This window comes from Allorhizobium ampelinum S4 (assembly GCF_000016285.1).
Classification (GTDB): domain Bacteria; phylum Pseudomonadota; class Alphaproteobacteria; order Rhizobiales; family Rhizobiaceae; genus Allorhizobium; species Allorhizobium ampelinum.
The window spans coordinates 461,592-478,304 of the sequence record NC_011988.1; the positions used below are offsets into that span (position 1 = coordinate 461,592).

At 57.9% G+C, this 16,713-nt stretch carries 14 protein-coding genes; 8 read left to right on the plus strand and 6 right to left on the minus strand.

Annotation, left to right across the window (positions count from 1 at the left end):
- The first annotated feature begins 150 nt into the window (after positions 1 to 150).
- The 4 genes from treY to AVI_RS19365 all read left to right on the plus strand — a co-directional run bounded on the left by treY (position 151) and on the right by AVI_RS19365 (position 6,193).
- On the plus strand, positions 151 to 2,682 hold the full coding sequence (gene treY, locus AVI_RS19350) for a malto-oligosyltrehalose synthase (protein WP_012653824.1): 2,532 nt from the start codon (positions 151 to 153) through the stop codon (positions 2,680 to 2,682).
- A 115-nt stretch (positions 2,683 to 2,797) separates the two neighbouring features.
- Positions 2,798 to 3,229, plus strand: a complete 432-nt coding sequence (locus AVI_RS19355; protein WP_012653825.1) for an OsmC family protein — start codon at positions 2,798 to 2,800, stop codon at positions 3,227 to 3,229.
- Positions 3,230 to 3,408: 179 nt separating this feature from the next.
- Positions 3,409 to 4,332, plus strand: a complete 924-nt coding sequence (locus tag AVI_RS19360) for an SHOCT domain-containing protein (protein ID WP_041698491.1) — start codon at positions 3,409 to 3,411, stop codon at positions 4,330 to 4,332.
- Positions 4,333 to 4,693: 361 nt separating this feature from the next.
- Positions 4,694 to 6,193, plus strand: coding sequence for an FAD/NAD(P)-binding protein (locus tag AVI_RS19365; RefSeq protein ID WP_012653827.1), 1,500 nt, complete (start codon positions 4,694 to 4,696; stop codon positions 6,191 to 6,193).
- Between the two features lie 52 nt (positions 6,194 to 6,245).
- Here AVI_RS19365 and AVI_RS19370 read toward each other — a convergent pair whose 3' ends face one another.
- From AVI_RS19370 to AVI_RS19380, 3 genes are read right to left on the minus strand one after another with little or no spacing between them, the layout of a single operon-like run.
- Complete coding sequence (locus AVI_RS19370; RefSeq protein WP_012653828.1) at positions 6,246 to 7,073, minus strand: ATP-binding cassette domain-containing protein; 828 nt, start codon at positions 7,071 to 7,073, stop codon at positions 6,246 to 6,248.
- A gap of 5 nt (positions 7,074 to 7,078) precedes the next feature.
- The gene (locus tag AVI_RS19375) at positions 7,079 to 7,933 is read right to left on the minus strand and encodes an ABC transporter permease subunit (protein ID WP_012653829.1); all 855 of its coding nucleotides are present in this window, start codon (positions 7,931 to 7,933) and stop codon (positions 7,079 to 7,081) included.
- A gap of 40 nt (positions 7,934 to 7,973) precedes the next feature.
- A complete protein-coding gene (locus AVI_RS19380; RefSeq protein ID WP_012653830.1) occupies positions 7,974 to 8,942 on the minus strand; it encodes an aliphatic sulfonate ABC transporter substrate-binding protein in 969 nt (322 codons plus the stop codon).
- Between the two features lie 382 nt (positions 8,943 to 9,324).
- Between AVI_RS19380 and AVI_RS19385 the strand changes: the two genes are divergently transcribed.
- From AVI_RS19385 to AVI_RS19395, 3 genes are all read left to right on the plus strand, one after another.
- Complete coding sequence (locus AVI_RS19385) at positions 9,325 to 10,290, plus strand: aliphatic sulfonate ABC transporter substrate-binding protein (protein ID WP_012653831.1); 966 nt, start codon at positions 9,325 to 9,327, stop codon at positions 10,288 to 10,290.
- A gap of 25 nt (positions 10,291 to 10,315) precedes the next feature.
- A complete protein-coding gene (ssuD, locus tag AVI_RS19390) occupies positions 10,316 to 11,506 on the plus strand; it encodes an FMNH2-dependent alkanesulfonate monooxygenase (RefSeq protein ID WP_012653832.1) in 1,191 nt (396 codons plus the stop codon).
- A gap of 269 nt (positions 11,507 to 11,775) precedes the next feature.
- On the plus strand, positions 11,776 to 12,243 hold the full coding sequence (locus AVI_RS19395) for an RrF2 family transcriptional regulator (protein WP_012653833.1): 468 nt from the start codon (positions 11,776 to 11,778) through the stop codon (positions 12,241 to 12,243).
- A 154-nt stretch (positions 12,244 to 12,397) separates the two neighbouring features.
- Here AVI_RS19395 and AVI_RS19400 read toward each other — a convergent pair whose 3' ends face one another.
- The 3 genes from AVI_RS19400 to AVI_RS19410 all read right to left on the minus strand — a co-directional run bounded on the left by AVI_RS19400 (position 12,398) and on the right by AVI_RS19410 (position 15,668).
- Entirely contained in the window at positions 12,398 to 12,946 is a 549-nt protein-coding gene (locus tag AVI_RS19400; protein WP_012653834.1) for a flavin reductase family protein, read from the minus strand.
- A gap of 364 nt (positions 12,947 to 13,310) precedes the next feature.
- Entirely contained in the window at positions 13,311 to 14,483 is a 1,173-nt protein-coding gene (locus tag AVI_RS31740; protein WP_012653835.1) for an acyl-CoA dehydrogenase family protein, read from the minus strand.
- 273 nt (positions 14,484 to 14,756) lie between these two features.
- Complete coding sequence (locus tag AVI_RS19410) at positions 14,757 to 15,668, minus strand: LysR family transcriptional regulator (RefSeq protein ID WP_012653836.1); 912 nt, start codon at positions 15,666 to 15,668, stop codon at positions 14,757 to 14,759.
- Positions 15,669 to 15,876: 208 nt separating this feature from the next.
- On the opposite strand from AVI_RS19410, the gene AVI_RS19415 reads away from it, so the two are divergent.
- The gene (locus tag AVI_RS19415; protein ID WP_012653837.1) at positions 15,877 to 16,674 is read left to right on the plus strand and encodes an alpha/beta hydrolase fold domain-containing protein; all 798 of its coding nucleotides are present in this window, start codon (positions 15,877 to 15,879) and stop codon (positions 16,672 to 16,674) included.
- The last annotated feature ends 39 nt before the right edge of the window (positions 16,675 to 16,713 follow it).

Below are 16,713 nucleotides of genomic sequence, written 5' to 3' on the forward strand. Positions count from 1 at the left end.
GAGGCGTTAACTTCCAAACTGCTCCGGTGTTCCGTCTTTCCCGGTATTTGATGCCGACTGTATCGGCATTCCGCCGCCATTATTGACCGGGACCGCGTGGAACCGAAGGCGGCTAGCCGTGTTACTGGCAAACACCATCAAGAGGGCAGCATGACCATCCCAACAGCGACCTACCGCCTGCAATTTCGAAACGGCATAACATTCGATCATGCTATCGATCTTATTCCCCATTTGAAATCGATGAGCATCAGCCATCTCTATGCATCCCCGATCTTCACGGCCACCACTGGCTCCACCCACGGCTATGATGTGGTGGATGCCAACGAAATCGACCCGGTTATTGGCGGGAAAGCCGGTTTCGATCGGATGTGCGCGGCGCTTGCAAAGGCGGATATTGGTCTGATCCTCGATATCGTTCCCAACCATATGGCGGCTTCGGTTGAAAATGCCTGGTGGTACGACGTGCTGCGCAATGGCAGCCGCAGCGCCTATGCCGGACATTTCGATATTGACTGGAGCCGGAAGCTGACCTTGCCGGTGCTTGGCAAGACCCTTGAGGATGCCCTTGGCGATGGTGAGCTGACGATCATACGGGATGATAACGCTGACAGGTTCAGCCTTGCCTATTTCGAGACGCATATTCCCTTGAGCGATGAAAGCATCGAGCAGGCACTTGTCTCTGAAAAGACCGACCGGGCGACCTTGGTCGAGGTGCTCGCCTCGCCTGAAAAAGTCAGGGCGTTACTCGATGCCCAGCATTGGCAGCTTCAACACTGGAAACAGGCTGCGGAAAGCCTGAGTTATCGCCGCTTTTTCGAAGTCACCGGCCTTGTGGGTGTCTGCGTGGAAAAACCGCAGGTGTTTGAAGAAAGCCACCAGCTGATCCTTGATCTGGTCCGGTCAGGGCAGGTTCAGGGATTGCGGATCGATCATGTCGATGGGCTGGCCGATCCGGCTGGTTATCTCGACCGCCTGCGCGAGGCGGCGGGGCCGCAGACCTATATCACTGTCGAGAAAATTCTGGGGGCAGGCGAGGTGATTGCGTCGAGCTGGCCGGTGTCCGGCACGACGGGCTATGAGTTCATCACCGCCCTGTCGCAGCTCTACATCGATGGCGACGGGCTTGAACGCCTTCAGCAGGCCTATAACGACACCGACGCAGGCGCTGCGGACTATGTCAAAGGCCTGCGGGATGCCAAGACCCGGATGGTTCAACGCAATTTCAAGGGTGAAGTCACCCGGCTGGTGGTGCTAGCGCAATCGATTGGCACCGGCCACGGCGAGGACGAGTTGCGCAAGGCGATACAGGAATTGCTGATCGCTTTCCCAGTCTACCGGACCTATGGCTATCACGGTGGCCTTGATGCGCAGGACAAAATCGTCCTGGAACACGTCGTTGCGCAGGCTCGGCTCTGGGGCGTGGACGAGGGAGCGCTTGGTGTTATCGAACGCCTGTTGCTCGGCGGGTTCGAGGCGGAGGCGGCAGATGAGTTCCGCACCCGTTTCCAGCAGTTGAGCGGTCCTGTCATGGCTAAGGCGTTGGAAGATACGCTGTTCTACCGCTACAACCGCCTGATTGCCGCAAACGAGGTTGGTGGTGAACCAGCCCATCCGCCGGGCGGTGTGAGCGCCTTCCACGCCGCAATGGCTGAGCGCATGCAGACCCAGCCGCATGGTCTCACGGCAAGCTCAACCCATGATACCAAGCGCGGGGAGGATGCGCGCGCCCGTCTCTACACCCTGTCGGAAGGGGCGGATGCCTGGATCGACGGTGTGAGCCGCTGGCGCCAGATGCATCGCGGCAATCTCACCTCTTTACTAGACGGTCCCGCGCCCGATCCGAATGTGGAGTGGATGCTGTACCAGGCTTTGGCGGGGATCTGGCTCGCGCCGACCGAAGCTACCGATCCTGCCACGCTGACCGACCGCTTTCTGGCCTATACTGAAAAAGCGCTTCGGGAGGCCAAGGTGCGAACGGACTGGGCCGAGCCAAACGAGGCTTTCGAACAGGCGGTGCGCTCCTATGCCGAACAGTTGGTGTCACCGGAAAACCGAAGCTTCCTGACGGATTTCAGCGATACGCTTCAGCCCTTTATGGCGGCGGGCGAGGTCAACAGCCTCTCCCAGACGCTGATCAAGCTCACGGCGCCGGGCGTGCCGGATATTTATCAGGGAACCGAGGGCAAAGACGACAGTCTGGTCGATCCGGACAATCGTCGCATCATCGATTATCAGGCGCTGGCAGCCGAGGTGAGTGCGCCCGCAAATGAGGGCCCGGTCTCTTTCATTCAGCGCAAGCAAAGGCTGATCCGGGAGGTGCTCGCCCTTCGTAGCCGCCATGCGAGCCTGTTCAATAACGGTGATTACGTGCCGGTGGAGGTCACTGGTCATGCCCGGGATCACGTCATCGCTTTCGCTCGGGTACAAGGCAATGATATCGCGTTGACCATCGCGCCAAGATTGGTGTTTGGCCGGATCGATCCTGAGACGGCAAGGGTTGCTGCGGCGTTCTGGGCGGATACCAGGATTGTTTGGCCTGAGAGCGTGCAGGGACCGTTGCACACTATTCTGTCAGGCCGGTCGTTCAATCGTGAACAGATGCTGGTGTCAGATCTGCTCGACGGTAACGATATCGCCCTGCTGGTGACGCCTTCACTCACTGCAACCGACATTCAGCGATAAGCGGAACCGATCCTGCGCCGGGGTGTTAACCCATCATCCCGGCCAATGGCCCGCTTATGAATGGAGCGGCGGGGTCCCATAGTTGGGCCTATTTGCATAGAATAAGGAGATTGCCATGAAGATCGAAAAATACGGTTCGGCCCAGTGGTCCGGTGGTTTGAAAGACGGAAAAGGCAAGGTTTCGACGCAGAGCGGCGCGTTGAATGCCTATCCTTACGGGTTCAACACCCGCTTTGAAGGCGTCACCGGCAGCAACCCGGAAGAGCTGATCGGTGCGGCCCATGCGGCCTGCTTTACCATGGCGTTGTCGATGATGCTGGGCGAGGCTGGACTCACCGCCGAAAGCCTGGAAACCAAGGCCAATGTGACCCTGGAAAAGCTGGAGGCTGGTTTTGCCATCACTGCCATCGAGCTTGTCTTGAAGGGTAAGGTGCCTGGTGCCGATGAAGCCCGGTTTACGGAAATTGCCAATCAGGCTAAGGCGGGATGCCCGGTTTCCAAGGCCCTGGCCGCCGTGCCGATTAGCCTCAGCGTTACCCTGGGATAACCAGTTACCCTGGGTAGTCTGGGTCCGGTCTGGCTTGAATGCTAGGCCGGGCTTTTGTGCTTTTTTCAAGAGATGATATCCGCCTTTTCGACGCCCCCTGTGATAAACGGCTGGCACGTGCTAGGCACACTCAGCAGCTTGACAATCACGGATCGCTGCCAATCGCGAGGGACGCTGTTATGCCGACACTGAGTGACGAGGGCCAAGCGCGTCTGAGCGACATTGCCACCCGCCATGGGGTCAGCTTCGGGGCGGTGGAACATTTGCTGATGGCGTTGATGGCTGGCAACGGCTACCAGGCCCAGTTCAACCACCCGGATCTTGGGGGCATGGGGCAATGGTCGCAGGGTGGCATGACCATGGTCGGCGATATGTTCAACAATGGGCTGAAGGCCCGGGTCGACAATCTTTGCTCGGATATCGCCACGTTGCTGCAAACCAGTGATCTGCATCGCCCGGCATCCGGCTATGCCTCATCCTCGCAATCACAATCGCAGGGAAATGGCGGGTTTGGGGCCTTTTCGAGCGGTGTTAGTCTCTTCGTCCCCGGCAGTATTTCAGCCGCAAACTGGTGGCCAGCTGATCTTGGCTTTCCGGCTTCGACCGGTGCCCAGAACAATTTGCGCTATGCGTTTTTCCCGTCAAGCCGCAGACTGGCGATCGATATTGGCGGGCGCACGACAGTCTATGATACCAGAGACCACCAGATCGGCGGATTTTCCCAGCAACAGGGCGGCGACCAGACACTGAGCTTCACCTCCCAATACGGTTTGGTGCGGATCTCCGAGCTTGACGTCGTGTCTCCCGGTGCGACTGCGCCCGTTACGAATGTGGTAGGCGAGGCCGCGACTGCACCCCTCGCGCCGGTCATGCCACCCGTCGCCACTGTTTTTGACGATCCCGAACCAGCGCGTGAGCCTTTGGCGTCGGAAATCCAGGCATTTTCGGCAGGGACTTCTGCCAGGCCTCCAGCCGCTTCCCCGGCAGGCAGTGACGATGAGATCTTTGCCAAGATCGAAAAACTCGCCGCCCTGCATGGCCGTGGCATCCTGACCGACAAGGAATATCAAGACAAAAAGGCCGATCTTCTGTCGCGTCTCTGATCGCAGACGAATTCTATTCGGTGCGTGACATGTGGTATTTGGGGTGATGGGGTGGCCAAACGGGCGACCGCATAATGACGCCTGAATGGCAGGTGAGGGGAAGAGCATCCGTTCACAATACGCTCCTGAGATGGTGTGTTGTTGAAAAAGCGCTGCATAAATAGGCGCTTAACACCTTCTTTTTTCCAAAACGACAGGTCGTGTTATCCTGGATGCAAATAGGTCCAGTGGACATCTTTCAATTTAAATCTATATATTTTATAGTCAATATGCAGTGGCAGGAGTCGAGGACTGGCAAATTCAACAGGCACTCAGGGCATGCCTGTATGGCTATCCTGAAGGCCGCTTGATGGAGGGCATCATGCTCCAGTTTATTTCAGGGGTTTCTCACTTGGGAGCTTACCAAGCGAAAAGCAGCATTTCGCCTGCCCGCAAGACAGTCGTTATTGTCGGTGGAGGGTTTGCCGGCGCGTCAGTAGCGCGGTTTCTGGCGGAGCGGCAGGACGAGGATCTGCAAATTCTGGTATTTGAGCCGAGAGCCACGCTGGGGGCCGGTCTTGCCTATGATACGGACGATCCGGCACTTCGTCTCAATGTTGAAGCAAGCCGGATGATAGCCGATGCTAGGGAGCCACTCGCCTTTGCCGAGTGGTTACGGCAATCTGGCGCGCTTGCGGACGATCCTGACGCGCAGGTCGAATGCACAGGCAGTGATGTCCCGCAGGTGTTTGCCCGCCGTGAAGCCTTCGGTCGTTTCATGGCGGAGCGGATGGCGCCTTATCTTGAAGAGGGTAGGATTCAGCACATCCGGGAGACGGTGGAAAGCGTGACCCGGATCGGGAGCCGCTGGTTGGTGACCGGCAATTTGGGTGCCTGGATCGAGGCCGATATCGTCGTCATGGCAGCCACCCACCCGGCTCCCAAGGCGCCGCGGGCATTGCAATCAGCCCTGCAAGGCCATCCACGCTTCCTTACCAATCCCGTCGCGGGCCCGAGCCTTTGCGGTTTCCGTGCGACGGATCGGGTTCTTGTCGTGGGCATGGGTCTGACGGCAGCGGATATTGTCGCCAGTTTGAGTGTCCGTGGCCATCGCGGCGAGATCACCGCCTTTTCAAGGCGCGGCATGTCGTCTCGCGGCCATACTCTTCAGCCCCAGGACTGGTCTTGCTCGTTTAGCGAGGATGATTGTCGCTCGGTAAGGTCGTTGTTACGAGCCGTGCGGCGTGCGGTGGCCGATGCGCAGGCCCATGGCGTGACTTGGCATGCGGTGACCGACGCCCTGCGTAAACAGGGTCAGACCATTTGGGCGCGGCTCAATGCGACGGAAAGAAAACGGCTGTTGCGCCACGCCCGCCGTCTTTGGGACGTGCATCGCTACCGGCTGCCACCCCAGGCACAAGCCATTTGGCAGCAGCGGTTGGCTGAAGGCAGTCTGACGCTCGCCTCAGGCCGGATGATTAAGATCGAGCGGGGTATCGAGACCATCGCTATTGATCTCGTGGTGGCCTCGACCGGGTTGGTGGAGCGGAAATTGTTCGACTGGGTGGTGCTGGCGACAGGTCCCGATCATGCCAGTGTTCTAAAATCACAGTCGATGTTGTTGACGCTGGAAAGCACGGGCCACCTCCAGGCCGATGCCTACGGGCTCGGTATTGCCTGTGATGAGACTGGTCAGGCCATTGGTATTGATGGGCGACCGCAAGCGGATTTGTTTATTGCAGGCCCGCTGGCACGCGGTACGTTTGGTGAGCTTATGGGCGTCCCGGAAGTCTCCCGCCAGGCCGAACTGGTGGCAGATCGTATCGCCAATGCCGTCTTGGCTAGCCGCAGCATGGCGAGCCATAGCATCGAAGCGCGATAGCATTGTATTGCCAGTCCAGCCCGGTCGTATCGATGCCGGGCTGGCGTATTCCTCACGCTTGGGCCGCTTCTCCCAGCAGTTTCCCCAATATCTGTGCTTCGATTGCCGCGCATTCTGCCGTGGCATGCCGCCTTGGGCGTGGCAGTGAAACCTTGAGATCGAGCGCAATGCGTCCGGCGTCGATGACGACGATCCGATCGGCGAGGGCGACGGCTTCCGACACGTCATGGGTGACCAGCACCGCCGTGAACCGTTGCTTTTGCCAGATCCGTTCCAGCAATTGCTGCATTTCGATCCGGGTTAGGGCATCGAGCGCGCCCAGCGGTTCATCCAGCGCCAGGATATGCGGATGCGCCGCCAAGGCGCGGGCAAGCGCGACGCGCTGTTTCTGGCCGCCTGAGAGAACGGAGGGCCATTCGCTGGCCCGTGCGCCAAGGCCGACCTCTTCCAACAGGGCGCGGGCCGCCGAAAGCGCTTCCTTGCCCTTGGCAATTCCGGTCAGTCCGACGGCGACATTGTCGTCGATCTTTGCCCAGGGCAGAAGACGCGGTTCCTGAAACATCATTCGAACCCGGGCAGCATCGCTCTTGTCGGCATGATGGATAAGTTCGCCGGAACTTGGTTTGTCCAGCCCGGCCAGCAACCGCAGCAGGGTGCTTTTGCCACAGCCGCTCTTGCCGATGATCGCCAGGAACTCACCTTCGGCGACATCGAGGTTTATGCCATCAAGCACGGTCTGTGTCCCGAAACTCTTTCGGACATTGCGGAAGGAAAAAGCCGGGCGGGCGCTGGCAAGCACCGGTTGGGATGCCTGTTCCTGTCTTGTTGCAGGATGTGCTTCCTGAATTGGCCGAAGCCGCGTCACTGTTGTTGCGGTCATGGGTCTTACCTCGCTGTCTGGTAGGCCGGATGCCATTGCAGGAACACGCGCTCCAGGAAACGGGCAAGCAGATCCGCCAGTTTGCCGAGCAGCGCATAGATGAGAATGGAAAGAACAACCACGTCGATCAGCAGGAACTCACGCGCCTGCATGGCCATGTAACCGAGGCCGGAAGAGGCGGCGATGGTTTCCGCGACGATCAGCGTCAGCCACATGATGCCAAGACCATAGCGCAGTCCGGCAAAGATCGCGGGCAGGGCGCCCGGCAAGATCACCTTGCGAAACAGCCGGTATGGCTTCATGCCGTAAAGGCGGCCCATTTCCACCAGTTGCGGATCGACGCTCTGGATACCCAGCAAGGTGTTGACATAGATCGGGAAAAACACGCCAAGCGCGACAAGAAAGAGCTTGGCCTCCTCATCAATCCCGAACCACAGAATAACCAGCGGGATCAGTGCCAGATGGGGAATATTGCGCACCATCTGCAAGGTTGTATCGGTAATGCCCCGGCTCAGGGCCGACAGGCCGTTGAGCAGACCGAGTGCGAAACCAATGCCGCCACCAATGGCAAAGCCAGCCAACGCCCGTACGGTGCTGACGCCTATATTGGTTGGCAATTCGCCCGATAATGTCAGCCGCCAGAAGGCTTCGGCGACGGCAGACGGTGCTGGCAGCACGTTTTGCTGCAACAATCCGGCGCGCGACGATGCTTCCCAGGCAATCAGGATCAGCAAAGGCAGCGCCCAGCCGATGCTGTTGCCAGCCAACCGCGACAGGCCAGCCCTGAACCATGCAAGTCCCAGCGAGGGGGCCAGCGAGGGGGCATGTCCGGCATCTGGTCTGAGGTTTGAATTCTGCATCGCTTCAACTCCGGATCATTATCTTCAGTTGCCTGGGTCTTCAGTTGGCTGGCGCAACCCACACGGCGTCTTTGATGTTGATTTTCTTCGGGATCAGGCCAAGCCGGAAGAAACGGTCTGCCGTCTCTTGCTGGGTTGCCACGATCTCGTCGGTAATCTTGAAAATGCCGAACTCGGCCCGGTTGGCAGCCAAAGTCTGGGCGTTGAGCGGCACGCCGGTAATCTCATGCAGGGCGGCGGCCAATTGATCGCGATTGTTGGCGGACCATTCCGCTGCAACAGTGAGCGCCTTCAATACGGTTGCCAATGTGTCGGGATGGCTTGCTGCAAAGTCGCGATTGGCGAGAAAATAGGTTTTGACGTCAAGCACTTCGCTGGAGCGGGCGAGCGTCACCAGATCATATCGGGTCTCGGCAATCGCCAGGAACGGGTCCCAGACGGCCCAGGCGTCCACCTTGTCGCTGGCAAAGGCCGCCGCCGCATCCGCCGGGCCCAGATAGACTGGGGTGATCTCGTCAAAGCCGATCCCGGCCTTTTCCAGGGCAACCACAACGAGGTTATGGGCGCTGGTACCTTTTCCGACCGCGACCTTGCGGCCCTTGAGACCGGCCAGATCCTTGATGCCGGAACTGGCCTTGACGACGATGCCTTCGCCTTTGCCATTTGGTGGTAGCGCCGCAGCATAGACGATGGCTGCCCCGGATGCCTGACCGAAAATTGGCGGCGCATCTCCTGTCCAGCCGACATGGACGGAGCCGACATTCAAGGCCTCCACCAGCGGCGGCCCGGCGGCGAACTCCACCCAGGATACCGAGGTCCCCTGCGATTTGAGAGCGGCTTCGATCACGCCCTGCTGGCGTGCGATGACGGGCAGACCTGTTTTCTGGTAGCCGATTTTCAAGGTACCCAGTCCTTCGGCCTGAGCGCGAAATGCAGCGCCAAGCGCCAGGGAGAAGGCGAGGGAGCCAAGGGCACCTGTCGTGAACAGGCGGCGGGTCAATTCTGTCATGTTGCGTCTCTTGAAAACTCGATTCCGGGCGATCGCGCCTTAGGTTAGAGTATATTGTCTATGGAAATAATGGAGATAAATTCGATCAATATTCCACGAACAGCGAAAACATTTTTCCTCATTCGACAGTTTTCCGGGTTGGGGCGTTCGGCGATGATGCCCTCATGTGGGTTGGGCCTGGGCCGGCGAAAACCGACCCCCGTGGCTGACTTCAGTCTCCGCATCTTCAGAAGAGACGAAATTCCGACCCCTGAAGACGGTAAAATGGCGGCAGGAAATTTCCGCAATCGTCCATAAAGCGAAAAATATTGCTTACAAATTCCATAGACTAAATCATCATATAGGCCTGACGAACGCGACAGACCGAAGAAAGAGACCGCTGATGATCAACCGCAGACAGACCCTTGGCTTGCTTGGCGCTGCCAGCACCATCCTCGCCTTGCCGGCAATCCGTACCGCCCAGGCGGCAACCACGACATTGCGGATCGGCTGGCAGAAGAATGGTGTGCTGGCGCTGGCCAAGCGCACGGGCGCGCTGGAAAAGCGTTTGGCTACACGCGGCGTCACCGTGACCTGGGCTGAATTTACCTCAGGCCCGCCGCTTCTGGAAGCGCTGGGCGCCGGTGCGCTCGACTTCGGTCCGACAGGCGATGTGCCGCCACTGTTTGCCCAGGCGGCGGGCGGCAATCTCCTTTATGTCGGCACGTACAAGGGAGCACCCTCCGGCACGGCATTGCTTGTTCACAAGGATTCACCGATCCAGTCGATTGCCGATCTCAAGGGCAAGAAGCTTGCCTTCAAGCGTGGTTCGAGCGCCCACAATTTCGTGGTCAAGGCGCTGAAAACGGCCGGATTGACGCGATCAGATGTCAAGGCTGCGGATCTGTCGCCTGCCGATGCGGGGGCGGCATTCAAATCCGGAAATGTCGATGCCTGGGCAATCTGGGACCCTTATTTTGCGGTGGCCGAGACCGATCCTAATGCCAGGGTGTTGACGACCGCCAGCGGTATTGTCGATAGCTGGAGCTTCTATTTCGGCAATGGTGATTTCACCAGTAAAAACCCGGAGGTGATCACCGATGTGATCGATGAATTGCGCAAGACCGGCGTTTGGGCGCAGAGCCATCTGGATGAGACGATTACAGCGCTCGCCGAAATCACTGGCGTGCCGCGCGACACGACAAAGACCGTGCTGACCCGGCCCGGCGCCGATCTCGGCAGCGTGTCTACCCTGAACGATGAAGCCATCGCCTATCAGCAGGCCTTGGCCGACGAGTTTCACGCCCTGCAAATTCTGCCGAAGCCTTTGAAGATCGCCGAGATCGTCTGGCGCCCGAAGGCCAGCTGAACCATTTCCATGAAAGGACTTGTCCATGACTAAAACGTCCAATGCGCAAAATGCGCGGCCCATCGATTTTCTCTGGTTCATCCCCACGTCGGGTGACGGCACCTATCTCGGCTCCAACGATCTGACCCGCCCGGTCGATCACGGCTATCTGCGTGAGATTGCCAGCGCTGTCGACCGGCTCGGCTATTACGGCGTATTGCTGCCAACGGGGGTCGCCTGTGAGGAATCCTTCGTCACGGCGGCGTCGTTGGCTGCCCATACGCAGAAACTGAAATTTCTGGTCGCCATTCGCCCCGGCACGGCGTCGCCCGCCTATTACGCGCGGTTGGCGGTCGCCCTGGACCGGGTCTCGAATGGTCGCACGCTGCTGAATATCGTTGTCGGCGGCAGCCCGACGGAATTGGCGGGCGATGGTATTTTCGTCTCCCATGACGAACGCTATGCCCATGCCGACGAGTTTTTCACCGTCTGGGAAGATCTTCTGAGCAAGGGCCATGCCGACCTGAATGGCAAGTATATTCGCGCTGAGGGGGCGCGCCTGGGCTTTCCGCCGGTACAATCGCCGCGTCCGCCGCTCTATTTCGGCGGCTCCTCGGACGCCGGGATCGACTTTGCCGCCCGTCGCGTCGACAAATACCTGACCTGGGGCGAACCGCCAGCGCAGGTCAAGGAAAAGGTCGATGCCGTACGCGCTGCCGCTGCCCGCAGCGGGCGGGATGTCTCCTTTGGCATCCGTCTGCACTTTATCGTCCGCGAAACCGATGAAGAGGCCTGGGCCGCCGCAGACAAGCTGATCTCGAAACTGTCGGATGAAACCATCCGCGAAACCCAGGCCCGCTTTGCCAAGGAATCCGATTCTGTCGGCCAACGCCGCATGACTGAATTGCATAATGGCCGGCGCGATAAGCTGGAAGTCTCGCCCAATCTGTGGGCCGGGGTGGGGCTGGTGCGGGCAGGGGCCGGTACGGCCCTCGTTGGTTCGCCGGAAACGGTGGCGGAGCGCCTGCGGGAATATCAGGCCATCGGCATTGATACGGTGATCGGCTCCGGCTATCCGCACCTGGAGGAAGCCTACCGTGTCGCGGAACTGCTGTTTCCGAAGCTTGGTCTGGGCAGGTCGAATGAAAACGACATTAAGCACAGCGACTTCGCCGATTCGAAAGTCTTTGCCGGCGGAGGCCATTCCGGTGGTTTCCGGGTCGTTTCCGGCTCCTGACACCCTTTAATTGTCGCTCATGCGCCATGCCGCTCCGGATTAAGCCGGGGCGGTGTTGCCTTTTTTGATGCTTCCATGCAACGAACGGCGGTGAAACGTCGGTCGATCTGACGTTTGCCAGCCACAATCCCTTGCGGCAAAGCTTGAATATGAAATACATAATTTTTATATGTTTTTAAAGTTCACGCTGTAGTTTGGCTTTATTGCCATGGTGAAATGCGGATGGGGCCGAGATTTGTCGGCCCGGAATGTTGGGAAAGCAGACAGTCATGCTGACGAAAAAAGGCAAATACGGTTTGAAAGCGCTGGTGGATCTGGCTCAGCTTGGACCGGGTGAAACAGCGTTCATCAGCGAGATTGCGCTCAGAAACAACATTCCGAAGAAGTTTCTCGACACCATTCTTCTCGAATTGCGCAATGGTGGCATCCTGCGGTCGAAAAAAGGCCCGGGCGGCGGTTACTCCCTGTCGCATCCCGCCAGCGAAATCCGTATTGGCCACGCCATTCGCCTGCTGGATGGGCCGCTTGCGCCGATCCGTTGTGCCAGCCGCACCGCTTTCGAAGCTTGCGATGATTGTGCCGATCCGGTCAACTGTCAGGTCCGGCGGTCGATGACCCAGGTGCGGGACGCCATTGCGGCTATTCTCGACAATATGACACTGGAACAATTCGTCGCTACGCCAAGCCTGAATGAGCTGACGCAGGATGAGCAGCAGGAAAAGCGCGCTACTGCATAATTCCTTAAATCGGCTTGGATTTATGGCTAAAATTATGCAGCAGATGTAAAGCGCTACGGCAGACCTCTAGTATGAAACATGTCCGTCGAATACAGAAATCAGCCTGCCGGATCTGAATAATCCGGCAGGCTGATTTTTTGCTGTGGCCGCAAGGTCAGCCCAAAATCGGTGTGAAATTGCCGTAACGGCCGTTCTGATAGGCCAGTGGGTTGCCTTCGCCGAGCTGGATCGAAATGACCCTGCCAATGATGATGCCGTGGCTATGGCGGTCGATGATCTCTTCCACTTCGCAGTCGATTGCGGCGAGCGCGCCGACCAGCAGCGATGCGCCGCTAGGCCCGACCAGCCAATTTGACCCGTCATAGCGGGCCTCTCCCTTCAGACCCCCAACGCCGGCAAAACGATTGGCGACAGGCTCGTCATGGCTCGCAAGGATGTTGAGGCCGAAATGACCGTATTTCCGGATCACCGGATAGCTGGAAGAGGTCCGGTTGATATTGACGATAACCGTTGGAGGATCGACCGACAAAGCGGTGGCGGAGGTCACGGTTGCACCAGTGCGCTCTGGCCCCTGGCCCGCCGTGATCACCGAAACCTGGCCGCTGACGTGGCGCATGGCCGATTTCAGCAGACCCGGATCGGCGGACGGCTGCGGATAGGGCGTAGCGTTGGCGTCCTTGCGCGGCATGGTGAGGATCGTCATGAGCAATCTCCAATTGGCTGTCTTTTCCTGCCGGTCAAAATGGAATCTCACGGCTCTTTTGTCAAAGTAATCCATAATTTCAATAGATTAAATTATGAGAAGAAAATTCTAAAAAATGGCGGTCTTTTGCACTCCTTGACCCGTAAACCTTTCAAGGCCGACATGCTGCCGACATAATGTGCTATAAACGGGAGAGCCTATCAGATTTGGACTGAACCAGATGGGCTCTCACTTCTCTTGGTTTCAGGTGTCTTTTCACGAAAACCGGAGTCCACTTTTCCGAGAGTATTTTCAGCAAAAGTGCGCAGCGGGTTTGCGTCCGGAAATGCTCTAACGCAAACTGCTGGCAGCATTCATCGGCAAGTTATCCATTGGAATCATCATCTGAAAAACCGCTCAAGCCAAGTGTGCCCTTGCGCAAAAGCGAAACGATGATAGCGGCTTCAGCACTTTGGAACTCGACACCGCCAAGAGGCGTGGTTGCATGTGCAAAGCGTGGGTCCGCTGCGACAGACTGAGCGATTGTCGAGGCTTCCACGGCGGCTGCATTGGCTGCCGATGCGATCAGGAAGGCGGTATGTCGATGCCGGTCCTGTGTGCCGATCTGGGCGGCATCGATGGCGCTGGCGGCTTTCTCGATAACGGCTTCGGCTGTTGCCAATCGCAGGGCGGCATCGGCGATGGCGCCGGTTTTTGATGGGTCAAAATCGGGTTCGAACGTCTCATCAGGCAGATGAGAGGGGGCCAATACCGGGCTTCCGAACAATTGGCTGAATGCAGCTTTGCCTCTCCCTAGTTCCACCGCTGCCTGCAAAAGCAGCTCCATGGCCTGAGGCACATCCGGCCCCTGGGCCGGACGACGGGTCTGCAATTGCGCGTCCTTTTCGCCTCTCTGGTCGCGAAACAGCACGGGCTCACCTCGATCCGGCTGGCTTTTGTCTGAAAGGGAATTGGCGATCGGCGTCATCGTCGCCGTTCCCCCAGGGAAAAACAGATGGGCTGGCTCTTCAACCTGGTCATGGACGGAAACCATGATCCAATCGGCAGAAGTAGCGTTCGGTGACGCCATGCCGGTGCCATTCAATGACCAGCCAAGTCCATTATAGGAAAGGTGCAGGCCCCTGTCTTTCAGGCTTGCCGCAGACGGTGCTTTGACGCGTGCCAGACGCATGCCTGCCAGTGCGGCAGCAAAGAAATAGGATTTCTGCGCTTCGCTGCCATGGCTGCGCAACAGCTCCAATGCACTATAATGGCCCGCAAGCATGGCCCCCAATGTGGAACAAGCCTTTGCCAAAACACAGCAAATGGTCGATAACAACACATTCGAAACGTCGATCCCGCCGTAATCGGTCGAGACGGAAATGCCGAGTAGCCCCGACCTGAGCAGATGGTCGAGGATTGTTTTTTCATAGGACCCGTCATCTGCCGACATTGCAGTTTCGGCCAGGAGATGCGCGCAGCCAAGGGCTTCGTCTTCGGCTTTGATGAAGGCAACTGGTCTAGCCAGTCGGTCGAAAACGGGCGAGAATGTTCCCATGACGGCATCTCCCTTTTGTCTCGATTTCGAAATTCAGGACCAGAGCATTTCCAGGAAAAGTGGAGACCGGTTTTCCGTCCGGAAATGCGTAAAAACAAAGAGTTAGAGCGTTACTGCGGTTACATGTAGAGCAGAAACGCTCTAGTGACGTCTCTTCCCGATTCACGAGAGCCGGAACCCGCCAAACAGGTGGGCAATAAACGATATTATCATATCGATAGATTTTGTATAGTTTCCTTTTCAAAGGGTTGTGGGGTCTGTGACGTCGTTGTTTCAGCCCTCATTGAGTCTGGCTTCGAGCAGAAGTTTTACCAGCCAATCCACGAAAACCCGGACCTTGTTGCTCAAATGCCGGTTCGGCGGATAGACGATATAGAGAGGAAGCGGCTCACGCCTCCACTCCGCCAGCACTTGCACCAATTCGCCCGATGCGAGGAGGCTGGCAGCCATGAATCGGGGAATTGGCGCAATACCGAGGCCGTTCTGGGCGCACGTCATATAGGTGCGGCTATCGTTGACAGACACGATGTAGCGGGCGCTGATCTCCAACTCTTCCTTGTCTTTTTTGAACGTGAACGGCATTTTCCGGCTATTGTTGCTGCTGAAATAGTTCACGCAATAGTGGTGGTTTTCCAGCTCGCGCGGATGGGCCGGGATGCCGAATTTTTCGATATATCGGGGTGCGACGCAGGTGATCATTTCCACGTCGCAAACCCGTCTGGCGATCAGCGACTGATCGGACGGCGTGCCGGCCCGCAAGGCGCAATCGACGTTTTCGGCAAGATAATCGACCATCCGGTCGCTGACGCCGAGATCGATGTGCATATCTGGAAATTTCTGATGAAAGTCGCAGAGGGACGGCACGACAATCCAGTCGGAAAAGGCGCCGGACATTTCGACACGCAAGCGTCCGCGGGGTGTGCTTTGCGCATTGGAAAGACTTTCGTCCAGCTCAGCCAGTTCCGAAACGATCTGGACGGCTCGCTCATAATACAAGGCCCCGTCCGTGGTCACCATGACGCGACGGGTGGTCCGGTTGAGCAGTTTGGTTTGCAAATGGGCTTCCAACCCCTGGATGAGATTGGTGACCGTTGCCTTCGGCATATCAAGCCGTTCAGCCGCACGGGTAAAGTTGCCGGTTTCCACCACGCGAATAAAGGCGCGCATTGCCGAGAGCTGGTCCATGGGAGTTGGCCTTGTTGATGTGCGTTGCACTATTATTCGAAAATACGAACAGTGTAGTAAGAAAACGCCAGCTTGTTCCAATTGGCGAATAACAATAGATTTTACATGAAATTGCAAGCGTGCATATCATATCTCGTCTCGGGGGCCGCTGGTCGGACCAGGGAAAATCAGAAGTCCCGAACGTTGGGGCTTAAGGAAAGCCTAAGCAATGTCGGTACAAGTGAAAGATATGGTGCTGGACAAGCTGGCCGTCGGGCCGGTGTCGGCGCGTGTCTATCAGGGTGCCGAATATGGCAAGGGGCCACCGGTCGTGTTGTTCTTTCACGCAGGTGCCTTCATGGCGTCCGGCGTGGTGGACAGTTCGGTTGCGGCATGTCTGGCGAGGACCGGTGCTATCGTGGTGGTGCCGGACTACAACGCGCCGCTCGGGCCGGTCTTCCCCAGTCCGCTTGAGGTGGGTTTTTCGATTTTCTCCTATCTCGCCAACAAGCGTGCCGGGCTTGGCGACCGTAAATCGCTGCTGTTGCTGGCAGGCGTTGAGGCGGGTGGTAATATTGCCGCCAGCGTCGCGCTGAAGGCACGGGATCATTTCGCCAACGAACTCGACGGCCAGATCCTGCTGTCGCCGCTGCTCGACCCATTCATGGGGACGGCTTCCATCCGTGAAGCGGAAGCCATCGGCATGCGGGAGCGCTGGGCGGAAGGCTGGAGCCGCTATCTCAGTGGTGGCGGATGCCATCCCTATGCCGCACCTTGTCTCTGTTCGCGCCTTGCAGGCGTCGCGCCTGCTTTGGTTTTGAGCGCAGAGGACGATCCACTGCGTGATGAAAGTCTTGCGTTCGCGCAAAGCCTGAAACAGGCAGGCGTTAAAACCTGTAGCCAGATCCTGCCTTCGGGGAAGGGCTGGTCATCCATCTATGGCAGTCAACAGAGCCATGCATCGACATGGGAGCCTGAGCTTGAAAGCCAGTTCGAGGACTTCGTTAAACAGATCAGCATTCGCTAGAATGTCGTGAAACCTGAATGAACAATGGCGGCCTGTGGG